This is a genomic window from Micromonospora sp. NBC_01739 (assembly GCF_035920385.1).
Classification (GTDB): Bacteria; Actinomycetota; Actinomycetes; order Mycobacteriales; family Micromonosporaceae; genus Micromonospora.
In genome coordinates this window covers 2,715,239-2,735,875 of sequence record NZ_CP109151.1, presented here as the reverse complement: position 1 = coordinate 2,735,875, position 20,637 = coordinate 2,715,239, and the positions used below count along the sequence as shown (strand labels likewise).

Annotated in this window: 18 protein-coding genes and 1 pseudogene; 17 read left to right on the top strand and 2 right to left on the bottom strand. The window is 72.9% G+C overall.

All coding sequences use genetic code 11. From position 1 onward, the window contains the following. Positions 1 to 3: 3 nt before the first annotated feature. Entirely contained in the window at positions 4 to 342 is a 339-nt protein-coding gene (locus OIE53_RS11975) for an SCP2 sterol-binding domain-containing protein (RefSeq protein ID WP_327026678.1), read from the bottom strand. 111 nt (positions 343 to 453) lie between these two features. Here OIE53_RS11975 and OIE53_RS11970 point away from each other — a divergent pair, with 111 nt between their 5' ends. From OIE53_RS11970 to OIE53_RS11910, 13 genes are all read left to right on the top strand, one after another. Beyond that, positions 454 to 1,071 carry a phasin family protein gene (locus OIE53_RS11970; RefSeq protein ID WP_327026677.1) on the top strand — a complete coding sequence of 206 codons (618 nt, stop codon included), beginning with the start codon at positions 454 to 456 and terminating at the stop codon, positions 1,069 to 1,071. Continuing rightward, the gene (locus OIE53_RS11965; protein ID WP_327026676.1) at positions 1,068 to 1,277 is read left to right on the top strand and encodes a hypothetical protein; all 210 of its coding nucleotides are present in this window, start codon (positions 1,068 to 1,070) and stop codon (positions 1,275 to 1,277) included. The genes OIE53_RS11970 and OIE53_RS11965 overlap by 4 nt, the downstream gene beginning before the upstream one ends. Before the next feature lie 15 nt (positions 1,278 to 1,292). After that, the gene (locus OIE53_RS11960; protein WP_327026675.1) at positions 1,293 to 2,147 is read left to right on the top strand and encodes a TlyA family RNA methyltransferase; all 855 of its coding nucleotides are present in this window, start codon (positions 1,293 to 1,295) and stop codon (positions 2,145 to 2,147) included. 85 nt (positions 2,148 to 2,232) lie between these two features. After that, positions 2,233 to 3,117 (top strand): NAD kinase, encoded by an 885-nt coding sequence (locus tag OIE53_RS11955; RefSeq protein WP_327026674.1) that lies wholly within the window; start codon positions 2,233 to 2,235, stop codon positions 3,115 to 3,117. 97 nt (positions 3,118 to 3,214) lie between these two features. Beyond that, a complete protein-coding gene (gene recN, locus OIE53_RS11950) occupies positions 3,215 to 4,972 on the top strand; it encodes a DNA repair protein RecN (protein WP_327026673.1) in 1,758 nt (585 codons plus the stop codon). 118 nt (positions 4,973 to 5,090) lie between these two features. Continuing rightward, positions 5,091 to 6,269 (top strand): putative cytokinetic ring protein SteA, encoded by a 1,179-nt coding sequence (steA, locus tag OIE53_RS11945; protein ID WP_327026672.1) that lies wholly within the window; start codon positions 5,091 to 5,093, stop codon positions 6,267 to 6,269. A gap of 27 nt (positions 6,270 to 6,296) precedes the next feature. Continuing rightward, positions 6,297 to 7,238, top strand: coding sequence for a copper transporter (locus OIE53_RS11940; RefSeq protein WP_327026671.1), 942 nt, complete (start codon positions 6,297 to 6,299; stop codon positions 7,236 to 7,238). 84 nt (positions 7,239 to 7,322) lie between these two features. Beyond that, entirely contained in the window at positions 7,323 to 8,189 is an 867-nt protein-coding gene (locus OIE53_RS11935; RefSeq protein ID WP_327026670.1) for a hypothetical protein, read from the top strand. 1 nt (position 8,190) lies between these two features. Beyond that, positions 8,191 to 9,849: a murein biosynthesis integral membrane protein MurJ gene (gene murJ / locus OIE53_RS11930; protein WP_327026669.1), complete on the top strand. Its 1,659-nt coding sequence runs from the start codon at positions 8,191 to 8,193 to the stop codon at positions 9,847 to 9,849. A gap of 7 nt (positions 9,850 to 9,856) precedes the next feature. Then, entirely contained in the window at positions 9,857 to 10,990 is a 1,134-nt protein-coding gene (locus tag OIE53_RS11925; protein WP_327026668.1) for a glycosyltransferase family 4 protein, read from the top strand. Then, complete coding sequence (locus OIE53_RS11920) at positions 10,990 to 13,353, top strand: hypothetical protein (protein WP_327027162.1); 2,364 nt, start codon at positions 10,990 to 10,992, stop codon at positions 13,351 to 13,353. Before OIE53_RS11925 ends, OIE53_RS11920 begins: the two co-directional genes overlap by 1 nt. Positions 13,354 to 13,491: 138 nt before the next feature. Further along, entirely contained in the window at positions 13,492 to 15,225 is a 1,734-nt protein-coding gene (locus OIE53_RS11915) for a CTP synthase (RefSeq protein WP_327026667.1), read from the top strand. After that, entirely contained in the window at positions 15,222 to 15,827 is a 606-nt protein-coding gene (locus tag OIE53_RS11910) for an NUDIX hydrolase (RefSeq protein ID WP_327026666.1), read from the top strand. Before OIE53_RS11915 ends, OIE53_RS11910 begins: the two co-directional genes overlap by 4 nt. A 64-nt stretch (positions 15,828 to 15,891) precedes the next feature. On the opposite strand, the gene OIE53_RS11905 is transcribed toward OIE53_RS11910, so the two are convergent. Continuing rightward, on the bottom strand, positions 15,892 to 16,176 hold the full coding sequence (locus tag OIE53_RS11905) for a TM2 domain-containing protein (RefSeq protein ID WP_393339823.1): 285 nt from the start codon (positions 16,174 to 16,176) through the stop codon (positions 15,892 to 15,894). 260 nt (positions 16,177 to 16,436) lie between these two features. Here OIE53_RS11905 and ald point away from each other — a divergent pair, with 260 nt between their 5' ends. From ald to OIE53_RS11885, 4 genes and pseudogenes are all read left to right on the top strand, one after another. Beyond that, positions 16,437 to 17,552, top strand: a complete 1,116-nt coding sequence (gene ald / locus OIE53_RS11900) for an alanine dehydrogenase (protein WP_327026664.1) — start codon at positions 16,437 to 16,439, stop codon at positions 17,550 to 17,552. Further along, complete coding sequence (locus OIE53_RS11895) at positions 17,552 to 18,556, top strand: site-specific tyrosine recombinase XerD (protein ID WP_327027161.1); 1,005 nt, start codon at positions 17,552 to 17,554, stop codon at positions 18,554 to 18,556. The genes ald and OIE53_RS11895 overlap by 1 nt, the downstream gene beginning before the upstream one ends. A 180-nt stretch (positions 18,557 to 18,736) precedes the next feature. After that, entirely contained in the window at positions 18,737 to 19,660 is a 924-nt protein-coding gene (locus OIE53_RS11890) for a ParA family protein (RefSeq protein ID WP_013732865.1), read from the top strand. Positions 19,661 to 19,750: 90 nt separating this feature from the next. Then, a pseudogene (locus OIE53_RS11885) lies at positions 19,751 to 20,620 on the top strand (segregation and condensation protein A); the annotation flags it as partial. Between the last annotated feature and the right edge of the window lie 17 nt (positions 20,621 to 20,637).

The window sequence follows — 20,637 nt, the reverse complement described above, 5'->3', positions numbered from 1 at the left end:
TGCTCAGAGCAGCTTGCGCAGCTTCATCAGGTCGAAGGGGTTCGCCTTGATCGACACCCGGCGGTTGGCGACCGCGCGGGTGACGTCGAGTTCGCCGCGGACCAGGGCGACCAGGTCGTCACTGGTCGTACTCATGGCGATTTTGGCCTGGGGGTTGTCGCCGTCGGCGAGGTCGACCAGTCGGCCGTCGCTGATCCGGCCGTGGAAGGCGGTCTCCAGGTCGGTGATCCGGCAGGCCAGGGTGCGATCCAGGTCGACCCGATCCCGGACGGTCTGTGCGTTGCGTTCCAGTCGGGCGGCCAGATCCTGCAACGCCTGCCGGCACTCGTCCACCGTGGCCACCATCGCCTCCTCGCACACCACGTCGTTCCCGGGGCACCGTACCGCACGGGACGTACCCGGTGGCCCGGTAGCGTGACACCTGAAGACCCGCCGGGTGAAAAGGAGTCAGGCATGCAGGACGCGTGGCGCACCTACCTCGAACTGGCCATGGGCTTGACGGAGGCGCCTCGGAAGAAGGCGCAGGACGCGGTGCGTCGGGCGATGGGCTCGACCGGTGCGACCGCCGCCCAGCTCCAGGCGCTGGCCGACGAACTACGTTCGACCGGCGCGGCGAACCGGGAGGCGCTGACCAAGCTGGTGCGGTTCGAGGTCGAGCGGGCGCTCGGTGCGGTGGGACTGGCCAGCGCCGACGAGGTGGCCGAGTTGGAACGCCGGGTCCTCGAGCTGGAACGGCAGCTGCGGACGGCCGGGTCTGCGGCCGGGGCAGCTTCGGCCGGGGGAGGGGCCTCGGTCGGAGGGCCGGGAACCTCCGCCGACGGATCGTCGGTGGGCACGCCCGCTACCGCCGCGGCCGCCCCGCCCGGTAAGGCTGTCGCCAAGAAGACGGTGGCCAAGAAGGCCGTCGCCAAGCCGGCGAGGAGCACCTCCGAGGAGGTGGCCCCCGGCAAGGCGGTGGCTCAGCGGCCGGCCAAGAAGGTCGTGGCCAAGAAGGCAGTCGCGAAGAAGACCGTGGCGAAGAAGGCCGCCGGCGGTGGGGCCGCCTCGGCACGTCCGGACGGCCCGGCGTGAGCGGACCCCTGCCGGGCCCGCGTCCGGGTCCGCCGCCGCGTCGCTGGGCGGCGGAGGAGACCGACGAGGGGGAGCATCCGGCGGTACGGGCCGCGGTGCAGGCGCTGGCCAACGCCGAGGCGCTGGCCCCGGCCGACCAGATCGCCCAGTACGAGGCCGCGTACCAGACGTTGCGGGAAACCCTGGCCACCATCGATCAGGCCTGAGGAGGCCGCTCGTTCATGGCACGCAGAAACCGGTTGGACGCCGAACTCGTCCGCCGTGGCCTGGCCCGTTCCCGGGAACAGGCGGCCGCTCTGGTGGAGGCCGGCCGGGTGCAGTTGCGGGGGGTGCCGGCCCGTAAGGCCGCCGCGATGGTCGATCCGGCCGATCCGTTGCTGGTCACCGGCGACGATCCCACCTCGGAGTACGTCTCCCGGGGCGGGCACAAGTTGGCCGGGGCGCTGGCCGCGTTCACCCCTGCCGGGTTGACCGTGGCCGGTCGACGCTGCCTGGACGCCGGTGCCTCCACCGGGGGGTTCACCGATGTGCTGCTGCGTGCCGGTGCGGCCGAGGTGGTCGCGGTGGACGTCGGCTACGGGCAGTTGGCCTGGTCGTTGCGCACCGACGAGCGGGTGCGGGTCTTCGAACGCACCAACGTGCGGACCCTCACCCCGGAGGTGATCGGTGGGCCGGTCGAGTTGACCGTGGCCGACCTGTCCTTCATCTCGCTGCGGCTGGTCCTGCCGGCGCTGGCCGGCTGCACCGAGGGGGACCTGGTGCTCATGGTCAAGCCGCAGTTCGAGGTGGGCAAGGAGCGGGTGGGCGCGGGCGGGGTGGTGCGCGATCCGGAGCTTCGGGCCGAGGCGGTGCTCGATGTAGCGGCGGCGGCCCTGGGGCACCAGTTGGGTCTGGTGGACGTGGCGGCCAGCCCGCTGCCGGGGCCGAGCGGCAATGTCGAGTTCTTCGTATGGTTACGCCGGGGCGCGCCGCCGGCCGATCCGGACCGGGTCCGTGCGGTGGTCGCTGCTGGGCCGCAGGGTCCGACGATGTCCGGGGAGGTGCCGGGCGCGGCGACGGAGGAGGTCGCAGGGTGAGCGCGAGCAGTGGGCGGCTGACGGCGGGCAGGTGCCGGCCGTACGCCGGCCGGTGGATCGGCGTGGCGACCGGAGGGTGGAGCCGGTGACCCGGACCGCTCTGCTGGTCACCCACACCGGCCGTCGGCGCAGTACGGAGCACGCCCGGGCGGTGGCCTGTGACCTGATCGCGGCCGGTTTCCAGGTGCGGGTGGTCGCCGAGGAGGCCGAGGACCTGGACCTGCCCGGGGTCATCCCGGTGAGTGGTCCGCTGGCCGCCGAGGGTGCGGAGATCGTGTTCGCCCTCGGTGGGGACGGGACCTTCCTGCGGGCGGCGGAGCTGGCCCGTCCGGCGAAGGCCCCGCTGCTCGGCATCAACCTGGGCAAGGTGGGGTTCCTGGCCGAGGCGGAGATCGATGACCTGGACAGTGCGGTCAGCGATGTGGTCTCCCGCAGCTACACGGTCGACGAGCGGCTGACCCTCGATGTCACCGCGACCTTCGACGGCGGGCCGACCATCGAGTCCTGGGCGCTCAACGAGATCAGCGTCGAGAAGGGCGAACGGGCCCAGATGCTGGAGCTGATGGTCGATGTGGACGCTCGACCACTGTCCCGGTACGGCTGCGACGGAGTGATCTGCGCTACCCCCACCGGCTCTACCGCGTACGCCTTCTCCGGGGGTGGGCCGGTGGTGTGGCCGGAGGTGGAGGCCCTGCTGCTGGTGCCGATCAGCGCCCATGCCCTGTTCAGCCGCCCGCTGGTGACCGCGCCCACCTCGACCATCTCGATCACGGTTGACCCGTACACCACCCTGGCGGTGCTCTCCTGCGACGGTCGGCGGGTGTACGACCTGCCGCCGGGGGCGCGGATCACGGTGCGGCGGGGGGCGCTGCCGGTGCGGGTGGTGCGGCTGCGGGATCGACCGTTCACGGATCGGCTGGTGGCCAAGTTCGACCTGCCGGTGCAGGGCTGGCGCGGTTCCCGTCGCTGATCGACCGGACAGAATCCGTCCGACTGCGCCGATCGGGACGCGCCGTGGCCCGCGTCGGCTGGTCAACTGTCGGGCACCGCGTCTACTGTCGGTTGCTGTGCTGGAAGAGCTGCGCATCACCGGACTGGGCGTCATCGAGGACACCACGCTGCCCTTGACCGGCGGCATGAACGTCATCACCGGGGAGACCGGTGCGGGCAAGACCATGGTGGTGACCGGCCTGGGTCTGCTCTTCGGCGGGCGGGCCGACGCGGGTCGGGTGCGCGCCCAGCCGGGTCGGGCGGTCGTGGAGGGGCGGCTGCGGCTGACCGGCCGGTACGCCGAGACGGTGCACGCGCGGATCAGCGACGCCGGTGGCGAGCCGGACGAGGACGGCTCCCTGCTGTTGAGTCGTACGGTCACGGTCGAGGGTCGGTCGCGGGCCCACCTGGGCGGGCGGGCCATGCCGGTGTCGATGCTCGGTGAGGTCGGCGAGCAGGTGGTGGCCGTGCACGGCCAGTCCGACCAGCTGCGGTTGTTGCGGCCGGCCGAGCAGCGGGCCGCGTTGGACCGGTTCGCCGGGGCGGAGCACGAGAAGCTGCTGGAGGCGACCCGGGAGGCGTACGCGCAGTGGCGGCGGGTGGTCGAGGATCTGGCCGACCGCCGGCGCAACGCCCGGGAGCGTCACCAGGAGTCGGATCTGCTGCGGCTGGGCCTCGACGAGATCACCCGGGTGGATCCGCAGCCGGGGGAGGACGACGAACTGAAGGCCGAGGTGCAGCGGCTGGAACATGCCGAGGGGCTGCGCGCCGCGGCGCAACTGGCCCACCTGTGCGTCGCCGGTGGTCTGGAGGCCACGGACGACACCCCGGACGCCTCGACCCTGCTGGGCACCGCCCGCCGGACTTTGGAGGGGCAGGCCGGCACGGATCCGGCCCTCGGTGAGCTGGCGGCCCGGTTGGAGGAGGCGGCCACCCTGGTCGCCGACGTCTCCGTGGAGCTGTCGACCTACCTCGCCGGCCTGGACGCCGATCCGGCCCGGCTGCAGGCGATCTACGAGCGGCGGGCGGCGTTGCGGGCGTTGACCCGCAAGTACGCCGACGACATCGACGGGGTGATCGCCTGGGCGCAGCGGGCCCGTACCCGGTTGTCCGAGTTGGACACCTCGGACGAGCTGCTCGACGAGTTGGACCGGGAGGCCTCCCGGTTGGCCGGTGAGGTGGCCGAGTTGGCCGGGCGGCTGTCGGCGTCCCGACAGGAGGCGGCGCTGCGCTTCGCCGAGCAGGTCACGGTCGAGTTGGCCGGGCTGGCCATGCCGCACGCCCGGGTGGAGGTGGCCGTGCTGCCCCGGCCGGCGGGTCGGGCCGAGCCCACCTTGCCGGTCAACGGGGTGGAGGTGGGGGTCGGGCCGGACGGCGGCGACGAGGTCGAGTTGCGGTTGCTGGCCCATCCGGGTGCGCCGTCGTTGCCGTTGCAGCGGGGCGCCTCCGGGGGTGAGCTGTCCCGGGTGATGCTCGCCATAGAGGTGGTCTTCGCCGGTTCCGGTGGCCCGCCCACCCTGGTCTTCGACGAGGTCGACGCGGGCGTCGGCGGTCAGGCGGCGGTGGAGATCGGTCGGCGGCTGGCCCGGCTGGCCCGTAGTCACCAGGTGCTCGTGGTGACCCACCTGCCGCAGGTGGCCGCGTTCGCCGACCGGCATCTGGTGGTGGCCAAGGACACCGGGGGTGCGGTGACCACCAGTGGGGTGCGGGTGGTGGAGGACACCGAGCGGGCCCGGGAGCTGGCCCGGATGCTGGCGGGTTTGCCGGATTCCGATCTGGGTATCGCTCACGCGGAGGAGTTGCTGGCCGTGGCGGCCCGGGAACGGCGGTCGTGAGACCATCATTGTGAGCGGAGGCACACCGGCCTTCGCCGGTATGTGCTTCCCTGGGTAGGCGGCCCTGCTCAGGCATGTCGCGACAGATTCGCCTGCCTCACATGCCAGGATGGTCACGATGCGTCTACCCACGTTGCGACGGACCCGGAACGCGGAACCGGGACAGATCCTCGGCACCGCGCGCCTGGACCGCCGGACGAAGCGGCTGGTGGGGCGGTTGCGCCCCGGTGACATCGCGGTCATCGATCATGTCGATCTGGACCGGGTCGCGGCCGACTCGTTGGTCGCGGTCGGTGTCGGTGCGGTGCTCAACGCCAAGCCCTCGGTCTCCGGTCGGTATCCGAACCTGGGGCCGGAGGTGTTGGTCGCCGCGGGCATCCCGTTGCTCGACGATCTGGGTGAGGGCATCTTCGAGCGCATCCGCGAGGGCGACACCGTGCGGATCGAGGGCAACACGGTCTTCCTGGGTGAGGAGGCGGTGGCGCACGGCATCCTCCAGGACGCCGAGAGCGTGGCCAAGGCGATGACGGACGCCCGGGAGGGCCTGTCGGTGCAGTTGGAGGCCTTCGCCGCCAACACCATGGACTACCTCAAGCAGGAGCGTGACCTGCTGCTCGACGGGGTCGGGGTGCCGGAGATCGCCACCGAGATCCAGGGCCGGCACTGCCTGATCGTGGTCCGGGGTTACGACTACAAGGCCGACCTGGACGTGCTGCGCCCGTACATCCGGGAGTTCAAGCCGGTGCTGATCGGTGTCGACGGCGGTGCCGACGCGCTGGTCGAGGCGGGCTACACCCCCGACATGATCATCGGTGACATGGACTCGGTCACCGATGACGTGTTGCGCTGCGGCGCCGAGGTGATCGTGCACGCCTACCCGGACGGCCGGGCGCCCGGACTGCCCCGGGTCAACGGTCTGGGGGTGCCGGCGGTGACCTTCCCCGCCGCCGCCACCAGCGAGGATCTCGCCATGCTGCTGGCCGACGAGAAGGGCGCCTCGCTGATCGTGGCGGTGGGTACCCACGCCACCCTCGTGGAGTTCCTCGACAAGGGTCGCGGCGGAATGGCCTCGACCTTCCTCACCCGGCTCAAGGTCGGCGGCAAGCTGGTCGACGCCAAGGGCGTCAGCCGGCTCTACCGGCAGGGCATCGCCGGTTCCTCTCTGCTGCTGCTGGTGCTCTCGGCGGTCGCCGCCATGGCATCGGCGGTGGCCGTCTCCACCGTCGGTAAGGCGTACCTGGGTGTGGTCTCCGAGTGGTGGGACAATTTCGTGTTCCAGCTCGGCCAGCTCCTCTAGCCCCCGACCGATCAAGAGGCTGCAAGCGTGATCAATTTTCGCTACCACGTGGTGTCCCTGACCGCGGTCTTCCTGGCCCTGGCGATCGGCCTGGTGGTCGGCACCGCCGCGCTCAACGGCCCGGTGGCCGACTCCCTCAAGGAGCACGTCGACGCGCTGAGCAAGGCCAACCAGCAGATGCGCCAGACGGTCCAGAGCATGGAACGGGAACTGGAGCTGGAGGAGGAGTTCGCCGCCGAGATGGCGCAGATCACCCTGCCGGGCAAGCTGACCGGCAAGCGGGTGCTGCTGCTGACCACCCCCACCGGCCGGGACCACGCCGAGGGGGTGCTGGAGATGCTGCAACTCGCCGGCGCCGACATCACCGGGCGCATCGATCTGCAGGACAAGTTCATCAACCCGGAGAACAACAACAACCTGCTGGAGTTGGCGGTCACCGCGGCCCGGCCGACCGGGGCCCCGACGGCCAACCTGCCCGGCAACGGCCACGGGGTGGAGACCTCCAGCGCCCTGCTGGCCACCGTGCTGCTGGACCAGCCGGCCGACGCCGCGCCGGTCACCGAGGCCGACCGGCGGGCCGTGGTGGCCGCGTACAGCAACGCCAACTACCTCAGCGTCGCCGACCGGATCACCGCGGCGGCCGAGGCGGTGGTCCTGGTCAGCGGGTTGCCGTACGTGGACAAGGACTCCGCCAAGAAGGACGAGTCCGTGGTGAAGATCGCCGAGCAGTTCGACCGGACCGGGGGCATCGTGGTGGCCGGCAACGGATCCGCCAACGGCAATCTGGTGGCCTTCGTCCGCGGCGACGCGGTGCTCGCGCAGCGCATCTCGACCATCGACAACGCCAACACCGTGCAGGGGCAGCTGGTCACCACCCTGGCCCTGGTGCAGCAGCTCACCGAGAGCAAGGCCGGCCAGTACGGCGTCGGCGACAGCGCCGCATCCCTGGTGCCTAGACTGCCCCAGTGACGCCGGTGCACCCGGTGCCCGGATTTCCACGATGTGCGTCGACCGGCGGGGAGGGCGTGTGAGCGTGCGGAGCGAGGCGGTGGCGTGACGATCGTCAGGGGACTACTGGTGGCGGGCATCGGGGCGGCTGCCGCCCGGTACGTGTTGCGTCAGGTGCGCACCTCCCCGGCCGGGCCGGGGCTGGAGCGGACCAACTTCCGCGGCCGTACGGTGACCCTGGCGGCCGGGCCGGCCCTGGCGGTGGGGGCCAGCGGCGCGGCGGCCTGCGGGGCGGCGAGCGTGCCGGCCGGGGCGGCCACCCTGGTCGCCGGGCTCGGCGCCGGGGCCGTCGGGCTGTACGACGACGTGGTCGGGGCCCGGCCGGAACAGAAGGCGTACAAGGGCTTCGCGGGGCATCTGGCCGCGCTGCGGCAGGGCCGGGTCACCGCCGGCCTGGTCAAGATCGTCGGGGTGGGTGCGGCCGGTCTGGGCGCCGCCACCCTGCTCGCCGCCGACCAGGGGGTGACCGGGCACCGGGGACGACAGCGGCAGGGCCCGCTGAGCCGCGGCCTCGACGTGCTGCTCGGCGCCGGTGTGATCGCCGGTACCGCCAACCTGGTCAACCTGCTGGACCTGCGGCCCGGGCGGGCCCTGAAGTCCGGTCTGCTGCTCGGCGCACCCCTGGCGGGGGGTCGGCAGGGCGGGATCGCCGCCGGTGCCCTCGGTGCCGCCGGCGGGCTGCTCCCCGCCGACCTGAACGAGGACGTGATGCTCGGCGACAGCGGCGCCAACGCCCTCGGTGCCGTGCTCGGGGTGGCGTTGGCCGCGCGTACCGGACCGGTCGGCCGGGCCGCCCTGCTGGCGGTGCTCGCCGGGCTCACCGCCGCCAGCGAGAAGGTCAGCTTCACGAAGGTCATCGCGAGTACGCCGGGACTGCGCGACCTGGACGCGCTGGGCCGTCGCCCCGACTGACGTGACCAGACCGGCACCCCTGGCCGGCGTCGGCCGGGTGGCCTCGGCGGCCGCACTCATCGCCGTACTCACCGTGCTCAGCCGGTTGGCCGGGTTCGGGCGTACGGCCGTGTTCACCTGGGTGGTCCAGGACAGCGACCTGGGCGCCATGTACGTGCTGGCCAACGCCGTACCCAACATCATCTTCGAGATCGTCGCCGGTGGGGCGCTGGCCAGCCTGGTCGTACCGCTGCTGGCCGGTGCGGTAGCGGCCGGTGACCGGCAGGCGGTGACCGCCACGACGGGTGCCCTGCTGACCTGGACCCTGACCCTGCTGGTGCCGTTGGCGGTGCTGCTGGCGCTGGCCGCCGGCCCGCTGATCAACCTGTTGGGGGACAACCGGTCGCCGGAGGAACTCGCCGCCGGGGCCCGGATGCTGCGGGTCTTCGCACCGCAACTACCGCTGTACGGCATCGGCATCGTGCTCACCGGGGTGCTCCAGGCGCATCGCCGGTTCGCCTGGCCGGTGATCGCGCCGCTGCTGTCCAGCCTGACGGTGATCGTCGCCTACCTGGTCTTCGTCGGGGTGGCCGGTCCGGGAGCCAGCGTGGCGCAGGCCGGTCGGGGCGCGGAACTGATCCTGTCCGGGGGCACCACCCTAGGGGTGGTGGTGCTGTCCCTGTCGCTGCTGATCCCGATCCGTCGGCTGCGGCTGCGGCCCCGTCCGGGGTACACCTTCGCCGCCGACGCCCGGGCCCGGGTGGGTGGGCTGGCCGTGGCCGGAGTCGTCACGGTCACCGCCCAACAGGTCGCCCTGGCGGTGATCCTGCGGCGGGTCGCCGGCGGGCTCACCGAGGCACCCCAGGTGTTCAACCTCGCCCAGACCTTCTACCTGCTGCCCTGGGCGGTGCTGGCGGTGCCGCTGGCCACCGCCGCGTACCCCACCCTCGCGGCGGCTTCCGCCGAGGGCGACGAGCGGAGCTACCGGGACACCCTGTCGGCCACCCTGCGGGGGGTGCTGCTGCTCAGCTTCCTGGGGGCCGCCGTCCTGGTCGGGGCGGCCGGGCCGATCGGGCGGTTCTTCCCCCTCAACGCCGAGGCCACCGCCGGGGCCATCGCCGGGTACGCCCCCGGGCTGATCGGGTACGGGCTGTTCGCGGTGCTCTCCCGGGCCCTGTACGCCCGGGGGGCCACCCGCTCGGCCACCGCCGCGATCACCGCCGGGTGGCTGGCCGTCCCGCTGGTCCTGCTGCCGCTGTCGGCGCTGCTGCCGGTGGCCGACCGGGTGCTCGCGGTGGCGTTGGCCAACTCGGCCGGCATGCTGCTGCTGGGCGGACTGCTGCTGGTCGCGGTACGGCGGGCGGCCGGGTCGGCCGCCCTGGCCGGTGCCGCCCGGGCCGCCGGAGCCGGGCTGCTGGGCGCCGTGGCGGGGGCGCTGGCCGCGCTGTGGCTGCTGCGGCTGGTGGCGCAGGGGGACGGCACCCCGACGCGGTGGGTGGCCCTGGGGCAGGGCATGCTGTCCGGAGTTTTGGTCGGCGTCGTGTTCCTCGCCGTGGTCTGGTTGGTCGACCGGCGCGATCTGCGCCCGGTGCTGGCCGGGCTGCGCCGACGGCTGCCGGCCCGCCTACGGGGTAGGCAGAAGGACGGGAGCCCCCCGGAGCAGGGCGACGGGAAGGAGTGATCAGCCGGTGGCTACGCCTGAGCGGACGGGCACCGTGGTGCTGCTGCTGGCCTCCAGTACCGGTGGAGTCGGTCAACATGTGCGGGCGCTGACCCGTGGGTTGACCGCCGCCGGGCAGTCGGTGCTGGTCTGCGGGCCGGCGGCGACCCAGGACCAGTTCGACTTCATCGGCGCCGGGGCCCGCTTCGCGGCGGTGGAGATCCCGGCCAGCCCCGCCCCCGGCGACGCCCGGGCGGTGACGGCGCTGCGTCGGGCGCTCGCCGCCGAGCAGGTACGGGTCCTGCACGCGCACGGACTACGCGCCGCCCTGGTGGGGGTGCTCGCCCGACCGGCCGCCCCGCTGGTGGTCACCTGGCACAACGCGGTGCTCGCCGGTGGGCTGCGGGGTGGGCTGTCCCGCCTGGTCGAGCGGATCGTCGCCCGGGGAGCCCGGGTGGTGCTGGGGGCCTCCGCCGATCTGGTCGAGCGGGCGGTGGCGCTCGGGGCCCGGGACGCCCGGCTGGCCCCGGTGGCCGCGCCGGTGCTGTCCGCCCCGCGCCGCGGGCGGACCGCCGTACGGGCCGAGTTCGCGGTCGCCGCCGACCAGCCGTTGATCCTCTCGGTCGGCCGGTTGCATCCTCAGAAGCGCTACGACGTGCTGATCGACGCCGCCGCCCGGTGGCGGACCCGGACCCCACCTCCGGCCGTGGTGATCGCCGGTAGTGGACCGGCGTACCTGCCGCTGGCCGCCCGGATCAGTGCCGTCCGGGCCCCGATCACCCTGCTCGGGCACCGTACCGATGTGGCGGACCTGCTGGCCGCGGCGGACCTGGCCGTGGTGACCAGCGACTGGGAGGCCCGGCAGTTGTTCGCCCAGGAGGCGCTGCGGGCCGGGGTGCCGCTGGTGGCCACCGCGGTGGGTGGCCTGCCGGAGCTGGTCGGCGACGCCGCCGTGCTGGTGCCGCCGGGTGACGTCGACGCGGTCGACGCCGCGGTCCGTGACCTGCTCGACGACGACCGGCGCCGCACCGAGCTGGGGCGGCGCGGGGCGGCCCAGGCGGCCACCTGGCCCACCGAGTCGGACACGGTGGCCCAACTGGTGACCCTCTACGCCGAACTGGCCAGCCCGGATGCCGACGCCTCGTCGACGGGACGCCGATGATGGTGCGCCGAGCCGCTCCGATCCTGCTGACCCTGGTCGTCGTGGTGATGGGCATCGTCGCCCTGGCCGCCCGGCCGACCACCCCGCCGGCACGACCCGGCGCCGACTTCGTGGTGCTGGTCGGGGTGGCCGGGTTGCGGTGGGACGACGTCGACGCCGAACGCACCCCGACCCTGTGGCAGTTGGCCCGCCAAGGCTCCATCGGCTCCCTGTCGGTGCGGTCGGCCTACCGGCCCACCTGCCCCCTGGACGGCTGGCTGACCCTGGGGGCGGGCAGCTTCGCCGGATGGACCAACGGCCAGCCGGACGGCGAGTGCCCGCCGACCGAGGTGCAGGTGGACCGGCCGGACCGCATCGGGGCTAACCTGCCCGAGCAGGAGAGCGTCGTCGTACACAACCAGGACCGGCTGCCGTGGGGCACCGTGCCGGGCGCCCTGTCGGAGTCGGTGCGCTGCTCGGTCGCGGTCGGCCCGGGGGCGGCGGTGGCGGCGGCCCGGCCCTTCGGGCGGGTCGACCGATACGAGCCGACCCTGCCGGCGGATCCGGCCGGGCTGCTGAGTTCTTGCGTCCTGAGCATCGTCGACCTGGGCACGGTCGCCGGTGCGGACCCGGCCGAACGTGCCGCGGCGGCGCGGGAGGCCGACACCCAACTGGCCCGGGTGCTGGCCGCCCGGCCACCGAACTCCCTGGTGATCGTGGCCGGGGTCGCCGACACCGAACGCCCCTCCCGGCTGCATGTGGCCGTGGCCGACGGCCCGGGCTGGGAGAACGGCTGGTTGACCTCGCCGACCACCGCACGTCGGGGCTACCTGCAACTGATCGACCTGGCCCCGACCGCGTTGACGGCGTTGGGTCGCCCGATGCCGGACCGGCCCTTCCTCGGCCGGCCCGCCGAGTCCGTCGGTGGCCGCCCGGACGACCTGGCCGCCGCGATCACCGAACCGGCCGACGCCGACCGGGAGGCCGCCGCGCAACGGGAGGTCGCCGGGGGGTTCTTCACCCTGCTGGCCGGGGTCCAGGTGGCCTTGGCGGTGGCGGTGCTGCCGCTGCTGCGTCGGGCCCGCCGGCACGCCGGACCGTACGGTCCGAAACCGGTGTCGCCGCGGGTGGTGGCGGTCGTGGAGCTGCTGCTGGTCGCCGCCGCCCTGGCGATGCCGGCGGCCCTGCTGGCCGAGGCCGTGCCCTGGTGGCGCAACACCTATCCGGCGGCCACCTTCGCCGGGTTGACGGCCGCCCTGCTGGCCGCCGCGACCCTGCTGGTGCGGCTGGCACCGGGCTACCGCAGCACCCTGGGGCCGCTCGGCGCGGTGGCCGGGTTGACCACCCTGGCGGTCGGCCTGGATGTGGTCACCGGGGCCCGCCTGCAACTCAACGGGGTGGTCGGCTACTCCGCGCTGGAGGGGGGCCGCTACGCCGGGCTCGGCACGGTGGGGCTCGGGGTGTTCGTCGCCGCCGCTCTGCTGACCGCCGGTTGGCTGGCCCAGCAGGTGCACCGCCGGTGGCGACCGACCGTGATGGTGCTGGTCGGTGGTGCCGCCGTGGTGGTGGTCGGCAGCCCCTATCTGGGTGCCGACTCGATCGGGGCGATCGCCCTGACCGCCGGGGTGAGCGTGGCCGCGGCGATCAGTGCCGGCGGCTGGTTGACGGTGACCCGGCTGGCCTGGGCGGGCATGGCCGGGCTGGCGGTGACCATCGGGTTCGCGGTGGTGGACCTGGGTCGTCCGCCCGGTGAGCGGGGGAGCCTGGGCCGGTTCCTGGCCGCCCTGGGCGACGGCACCGGCGGGTTGACGGTGCAACGTTCCAGCGCCGCCAGCTTCCAGACCCTGGTCAACAGCCCGCTGACGGTGCTGGCCCTGGTCGGGGCCCTGCTGCTGTGGTTCGCCCTACTGCGGCCCTGGGGCGGGCTGATGCGGCTGTTCGGCATCTATCCGGCGATCCGGGCGGCCATGGCCGGCACCGGGGTGGCCGCCGTGATCGGCGGGGTGCTGGGGGCGGTGGGCCTGGACGTGGCGGGGTCGGCGGCGGCCGTGGTGGTGCCGATGGCGGCGTTGGCCGCGTTGCGGGTGCTGGACCACGCCGCGGACCGGACCCGCCCGGCCACCGACCGCCCGCAGGACGCCGGCCCCTCGAGCAAGCCGGCCCCCTCCGGCAAGCCGGTCCCCGACGGGGGCCCGGAAGCCCCAGGACCGGCAGCCGAGGGTGGGCCGGGCGGGGCGGGACCGGCCGACGACCAGGCGGGTGTTCCGGACCCGGCAGCCGAGGGTGGCGGGGCCGCCACCACGGGCGGCGCGGCGCCGTCGAACGAGCCCGGAGGCCAGCGCGGCCGGGCGGTACGGTCATCGGCCGAGGTCGCGACCGGGTGAACCGCGGCGGCCTACCTCGGGTGCGGCACCGGAGCCGACTCGGGGAGGTGTTAGCGTGGAATCCCGTGGATCGCGTGATCACTTCGCTGATCGGCTCGGCGGTCTGCACGACCGCGACGGACGACACGGGAGCAGGCCTTGGCCCCTTCAGCACGGACGACCAGGCACATTTTCGTCACCGGGGGCGTCGCCTCCTCCCTGGGTAAAGGGCTGACCGCCTCCAGCCTCGGCAACCTGCTCACCGCGCGGGGACTCCGCGTGGTGATGCAGAAGCTCGACCCCTACCTCAATGTCGACCCCGGCACCATGAACCCGTTCCAGCACGGTGAGGTCTTCGTCACCGAGGACGGCGCCGAGACCGACCTGGACGTCGGCCACTACGAGCGGTTCCTGGACCGGGCACTGTCCGGCAAGGCGAACGTCACCACCGGCCAGATCTACTCCGACGTGATCGCCAAGGAGCGGCGCGGCGAGTACCTGGGCGACACCGTCCAGGTGATCCCGCACATCACCAACGAGATCAAGTCCCGGATCCTGGCCATGGGTGACCCGGACGACGATGGCCGGGTCCCGGACGTGGTGATCACCGAGGTGGGTGGCACGGTCGGCGACATCGAGTCGCTGCCGTTCCTGGAGGCGATCCGTCAGGTCCGCCACGACCTGGGCCGGGACAACTGCTTCTACCTGCACGTCTCCCTGGTGCCCTACCTGGCGCCCTCCGGGGAGCTGAAGACCAAGCCGACCCAGCACTCCGTGGCGCAGCTGCGCAACATCGGCATCCAGCCGGACGCCATCGTGTGCCGCTCCGACCGGGAGATCCCGGACAAGCTCAAGCACAAGCTGTCGCTGTACTGCGACGTCGACGCCGAGGCGGTCATCGCCGCCCCGGACGCCCCCAGCATCTACGACATCCCCAAGGTGCTGCACCGCGAAGGGCTGGACGCGTACGTGGTGCGCCGGCTCGGGCTCTCCTTCCGGGACGTGGACTGGGACGGCTGGGACGACCTGCTGGAGCGGGTGCACCAGCCGCAGCGCACCATCACGGTCGCCCTGGTCGGCAAGTACGTCGACCTGCCGGACGCGTACCTGTCGGTCAGCGAGGCGATCCGGGCGGCCGGGTTCGGTCACCGGGCCCGGGTGCAGCTGCGCTGGGTGCCCAGCGACGACTGCGTCACCCCCGCCGGCGCGGCAGCGGCCCTGGCCGGGGTGGACGGCATCGTCATCCCGGGTGGGTTCGGGGTACGCGGCATCGAAGGCAAGATCGGCACCGCCCGGTACGCCCGGGAGAACGGCATTCCACTGCTCGGGCTCTGCCTCGGCCTGCAGTGCATGACCATCGAGGTGGCCCGGCACCTGGCCGGACTGGAGGGCGCCAACTCGGTGGAGTTCGAGGCCGACGCCGTGCACCCGGTCATCGCCACCATGGCCGACCAGGAGGACATCGTCGCCGGCAAGGGCGACCTGGGCGGCACCATGCGGCTGGGGGCGTACCCGGCGAAGCTGGCCGAGGGGTCGATCGTGGCCGAGGCGTACGGCAGCACCGAGATCAGCGAACGGCACCGGCACCGCTACGAGGTGAACAACGCCTACCGGGACCAGTTGACCAAGGCCGGGCTGCACATCTCCGGCACCTCGCCGGACGGCCGGCTGGTCGAGTTCGTCGAACTGGACCGTGAGCTGCACCCGTTCTTCGTGGCCACCCAGGCGCACCCGGAGCTGAAGAGCCGCCCGACCCGGCCCCATCCGCTGTTCGCCGCCTTCGTGCAGGCCGCGGTGGCGTACTCCCAGGCCGATCAGCTTCCGGTCGACCTGGAGGGGGCCCGGCGGGCCACCCGCAACGACACCGCCGCATCGGCGGCCTCGGCCTCGTGAGCGGGGTCGAGCACCACTACGAGGTGCGCTCGCGTGAGGTGCGCTACTCGGGTCGCATCTTCGAGGTGGTCTCCGAGCAGGTGACCATGCCCGGCGGCGACATCGTCACCCGCGACCTGGTCCGGCACGTCGGTGCGGTGGCCGTGGTGGCGGTGGACGACGCCGGTCAGGTGGTGTTGATCCGGCAGTACCGCCAACCGGTAGGGCGTCGGCTGTGGGAGCTGCCGGCCGGACTGACCGATGTGGCCGGCGAGGATCCGGCGCTCACCGCGGCCCGGGAGTTGGCCGAGGAGGTCGACCTGGTCGCCGGTCGCTTCGATGTGCTGGTCGACCTGCACAGCTCGCCCGGGTTCACCAACGAACTGGTCCGGGTCTACCTGGCCCGCGACCTCACCGAGGTGCCGGTGGAGCAGCGCCACGACCGGCATGAGGAGGAGGCCGACCTGCAGATCGTGCGGATCGACCTGGACGAGGCGGTCGGCATGGTGCTGGCCGGGGAGATCACCAACGCCTCCTGCGTGGCCGGGCTGCTGGCCGCCGCCCGGGCCCGCGACGGCGGCTGGTCGGGGCTGCGCCGGGCGGACGCCCCGTTGCCGCGCTGAGCCGCACCACGCGAGACGCAGGGGCCGGGCGAGGATTCGCCCGGCCCCTGCGTGATGTCACGGGTCAGTCGCGCAGCGGGCGTCCCTGCCCGTCGACGCCACCGTTGACCAGGATCAGGATGCCGTCGATGAGGCCCCAAAGGCTGCCGATGCCGCAGGTCACGATGGTGACGATCAGCTGGATGACACCCGTCTTGGTGTCGCCCATGTAGAAGCGGCCGACGCCGAAGCCACCGAGCAGAATCTGCAGGATGCCGGCGACGAGCTTGCTCTTGTCAGAAACGCCCTGGGGATATCCGGGCGGAGGGGGATAGGTCATGAGGCGACACAATAGTGATCCCTTCGCCAGCCTGCGTACCGGACTGCCCGAAGTGCGAGATCACAGCAGAATCCTGTCCTGACGGCTGAGGGGCCACTCCACCGAGGGGCGTCCTCCGACACCTGACACTTCGTCAACGTCCACGACCACCAGGTGTCACAGTGCAGGCCCCGGTGCCTTTCCGACCCGCTTAAACTGCGCCGACGGGATCGGTCGACCGTGGCGGCAAAGGCGCCACCACACACCGCACAGGCGGAGGCGACGGTCCGGCGGAGAAAGGTGACTGCATCGTGAAGGTCGGTATTCCCCGCGAGGTCAAGAACCACGAGTACCGCGTCGCGATCACACCTGCGGGAGTCAACGAGTTCACCCGCAGCGGCCACCAGGTCTTCATCGAGGCCGGCGCCGGACTCGGGTCGAGCATCACCGACGAGGAGTTCACCGCCGCCGGCGCGAAGATCCTGGACACTGCCGACGAGGTGTGGGCCGCCGCGGAACTGGTGCTCAAGGTCAAGGAGCCGGTCGCCGAGGAGTACCACCGGATGCGCGAGGGGCAGGTGCTCTTCACCTACCTGCACCTGGCCGCCTCCGCCGACTGCACCCGGGCCCTGCTCGACCGCAAGGTCACCGGCATCGCGTACGAGACCGTGGAGCTGCCGGACCGGTCGCTGCCGCTGCTGGCCCCGATGTCCGAGGTGGCCGGTCGACTCGCCCCGCAGGTCGGCGCCTTCTACCTGATGCGTACCGGGGGTGGCCGGGGGGTGCTGCCCGGCGGGGTCTCCGGCGTCTACGCGGCCAAGACCGTCGTCATCGGCGCCGGGGTCTCCGGCATGAACGCCGCCGCCATCGCGCTCGGCCTGCAGTCCGAGGTGCTGCTGCTGGACAAGAACGTCGGCCGGCTGCGGCAGGCCGACGCCATCTACCGGGGCCACCTGCAGACCGTGGCGTCGAACGCGTACGAGATCGAGCGGGCCGTGCTGGACGCGGACCTGGTCATCGGCGCGGTCCTGGTGCCCGGCGCCAAGGCCCCCAAGCTGATCTCCAACGAACTGGTCTCCCGGATGAAGCCCGGCAGCGTGCTCGTCGACATCGCGATCGACCAGGGCGGCTGCTTCGAGGACTCCCGGCCCACCACGCACGCCGACCCGGTCTACAAGGTGCACAACTCGATCTTCTACTGCGTGGCGAACATGCCCGGCGCAGTACCGAACACCAGCACGTACGCACTGACCAACGTCACCCTGCCGTACGCGCTGGAGCTGGCCAACCACGGCTGGCGTGAGGCGTCCCGCCGCGATCCGGCGCTGGCGCTGGGCCTGAACACCCACGACGGACAGGTCGTGTACGGCCCGGTCGCGGAGGCACACGACCTGCCGACCACCCCGCTGGCCGAGGTGCTGGCCTGATCGGCCGCACCCCGACCGCCGCAGCGGACGGAGCCGGCACGGGCCACCAGCCCGCGCCGGCTCTGCGCCGCGCTCTACGCGGCTACCTGGACCACCTCACGGTCGAACGTGGCCTGGCCGCGAACACCCTGGTGTCCTACCGCCGTGACCTGGACCGCTACCTGAACAGCCTGGCCGCCGCCGGAGTCACCGACCTGGCCGCCGTCCCCACCGGCGAGATCGAACGCCACCTGGCCCGGCTGCGCACCGGCGAGGACGGGCGCCCGCCCCTGGCCGCCTCCTCCGCAGCCCGGGCCGCCAGCGCCGTGCGGGGCCTGCACCGCTTCGCCCTGCGCGAGGGCCTGACCACCGCCGACCCCAGCCGCGACGTCCGGCCACCCACCCCGCCCCGCCGGCTGCCCCGCGCCCTGTCGCTGGAGGAGGTGCTCCGGCTGCTGGAGGCCGCCGGGCCGGTCGAGGCCGCCGGGGAGGCCGCGCCGCTCGCGCTGCGCGACCGGGCACTGCTGGAGTTCCTGTACGGCACCGGGGCCCGCATCTCCGAGACGGTGGGTCTGGCCGTGGACGATGTGGACCTCACCGAGGCGGTGGTGCTGCTGCGCGGCAAGGGCGGCCGTGACCGCCTGGTGCCGGTCGGCGGGTACGCCCAACGGGCCCTGGGCGCCTACCTGGTCCGCGCCCGACCCGGACTGGCCGCCGCCGGCCGGGGCACCCCGACGGTCTTCCTCAACGCCCGGGGTGGGCCGTTGACCCGGCAGGGGGCCTGGACCATCCTGCGCCGGGCCGCCCAGCGGGCCGGCCTGCCGGTCGAGGGACCGCAGGCGGTCTCCCCGCACACCCTGCGTCACTCCTACGCCACCCACCTGCTCGACGGCGGCGCGGACGTGCGGGTGGTGCAGGAGTTGCTGGGGCACGCCTCGGTCACCACCACCCAGGTCTACACTCTGGTCACCGTCGACCGACTGCGTGAGGTCTACGCCACCGCCCACCCCCGCGCCCGCAATTGAGCGCTGCTGGCCGGTGCCGTCGGCCGACACGCCGAGCGGGTGCCGAACGCCCTGCTGGCCGGTGGCGTACAGTCGGCAGCGCGGGCCCTGGCGGCGAGATGACCGGGGTACGCAGCGGCGCCGCGAAGGACGTCGGGCGGCTCCGACGCCGGATGGTCGTCGGGAGGGGGCAACGAGGACATGGCTGGCAACGGTGACCGTGCCGAGACCTGGACGTCGGAGCTCCGCGAACAGCAGAATGCCCTCGGTGCTGACCTGGGCCCGGCCGACCCGGCCGCCTACACGATGCGTAAGCCCATCCCCGAGCCGATGCCGACCGACCGGCACGGCCCGGCCCGGATCATCGCGATGGCCAACCAGAAGGGCGGGGTGGGTAAGACCACCACGACCATCAACCTGGGCGCCGCCCTGGCCGAGTACGGCCGCAAGGTGCTGCTGGTCGACTTCGACCCGCAGGGCGCCCTCTCGGTCGGCCTGGGGGTCAACCCACACAACCTGGACCTGTCGGTCTACAACCTGCTGATGCAGGACGACGTCACCGCCGAGGACGTCCTGATCAAGACCGACGTGGCCGGTCTGCACCTGCTGCCCGCCAACATCGACCTCTCCGCCGCCGAGATCCAGCTGGTCAACGAGGTAGCCCGGGAGATGGCCCTGGCCCGGGTGCTCAGGAGCGTCCGCAAGGAGTACGACTACATCCTGATCGACTGCCAGCCCTCCCTGGGCCTGCTGGCGATCAACGCGCTGACGGTGGCGCACGGGGTGCTCATCCCCCTGGAGTGCGAGTTCTTCAGCCTGCGCGGGGTGGCCCTGCTGCTGGACACCATCGACAAGGTGCGGGAGCGGCTCAACTTCGACCTGGAACTCGAAGGCATCCTCGCCACCATGTACGACAGCCGCACCACCCACTGCCGGCAGGTGCTGCAACGGGTGGTGGAGGCCTTCGGCGACAAGGTCTACCAGACGGTGATCACCAAGACGGTGAAGTTCCCCGAGTCCACCGTCGCCGGGGCCCCGATCACCACCCTCGACCCGGCCTCCTCCGGGGCCCGCAACTACCGCCAGCTCGCCCGCGAGGTGATCGCCGCGCAGGCGGAGCGGTAGGCTCCGCGTACCCGTGGCCAGGCCGTGGACTACGGTCGTCGCGTGACCGCGCCGCCCCTCGACCCCGCCACCGCGGACGATCCGACCCGGGTGGCCGAGCCGGACGCCGGCCCGGTCGGTGCGGACGCCGCTGTCGACGACCCGGCCGATTCCGGCAGGTTCACCGTACGGCTGGCCAACTTCACCGGCCCGTTCGACCTGCTGCTGCAACTGATCGGCAAACACAAGCTGGATGTGACCGAGGTCGCCCTGCACCAGGTCACGGACGAGTTCATCGCCTACATCCGGGCCATGGGCGACGACTGGGACCTCGACGAGGCCAGCGAGTTCCTGCTCATCGCCGCCACCCTGCTGGACCTGAAGGCCGCCCGGCTGCTGCCGGCCGCCGAGGTGGAGAACGAGGAGGACCTGGCCCTGCTGGAGGCCCGGGACCTGCTCTTCGCCCGGCTGTTGCAGTACAAGGCGTACAAGGAGGCGGCCGCGCACATCGCCGCCCTGGAGGAGGTCGGGGGACGCCGCTACCCCCGCGCGGTCACCCTGGAACCCCGCTACGCCGAGGCCCTGCCGGACCTGGTGCTCAACATCGGGGTCCAGCGGCTGCGCGACCTGGCCGTACGGGCGATGACCCCGAAGCCGGTGCCGGAGGTCTCCATCGCCCACGTGCACATGGTCCGGGTCAGTGTCCGGGAACACGCCGCGATCATCGCCGAACGGCTGCGCCGGGCCGGTACGGCCACCTTCACCCTGCTCTGCGCCGACTGCGAGGCCACCCTGGAGGTGGTGGCCCGCTTCCTGGCCCTGCTGGAGCTGTACCGGCAGGGGGTGGTGGCCTTCGTGCAGGAACAGGCCTTGGAGGAGTTGACCGTACGCTGGACCGGCCCCGCCGACGGCGGACCGGCCCTGGCCATCGACGAGTACGCCGGGGCCCCGGCCGAACCGGACCCGGACGGGACGGCGACGAGCGAGGAGCAGGCCGA

Bases quoted from the DNA above. Each gene is read 5' to 3' on its own strand.
- OIE53_RS11970 (WP_327026677.1), top strand. From the start codon at position 454: ATGCAGGACGCGTGGCGCACCTACCTCGAACTGGCCATGGGCTTGACG.
- OIE53_RS11960 (WP_327026675.1), top strand. From the start codon at position 1,293: ATGGCACGCAGAAACCGGTTGGACGCCGAACTCGTCCGCCGTGGCCTG.
- steA (WP_327026672.1), top strand. From the start codon at position 5,091: ATGCGTCTACCCACGTTGCGACGGACCCGGAACGCGGAACCGGGACAG.
- OIE53_RS11920 (WP_327027162.1), top strand. From the start codon at position 10,990: ATGGTGCGCCGAGCCGCTCCGATCCTGCTGACCCTGGTCGTCGTGGTG.
- OIE53_RS11890 (WP_013732865.1), top strand. From the start codon at position 18,737: ATGGCTGGCAACGGTGACCGTGCCGAGACCTGGACGTCGGAGCTCCGC.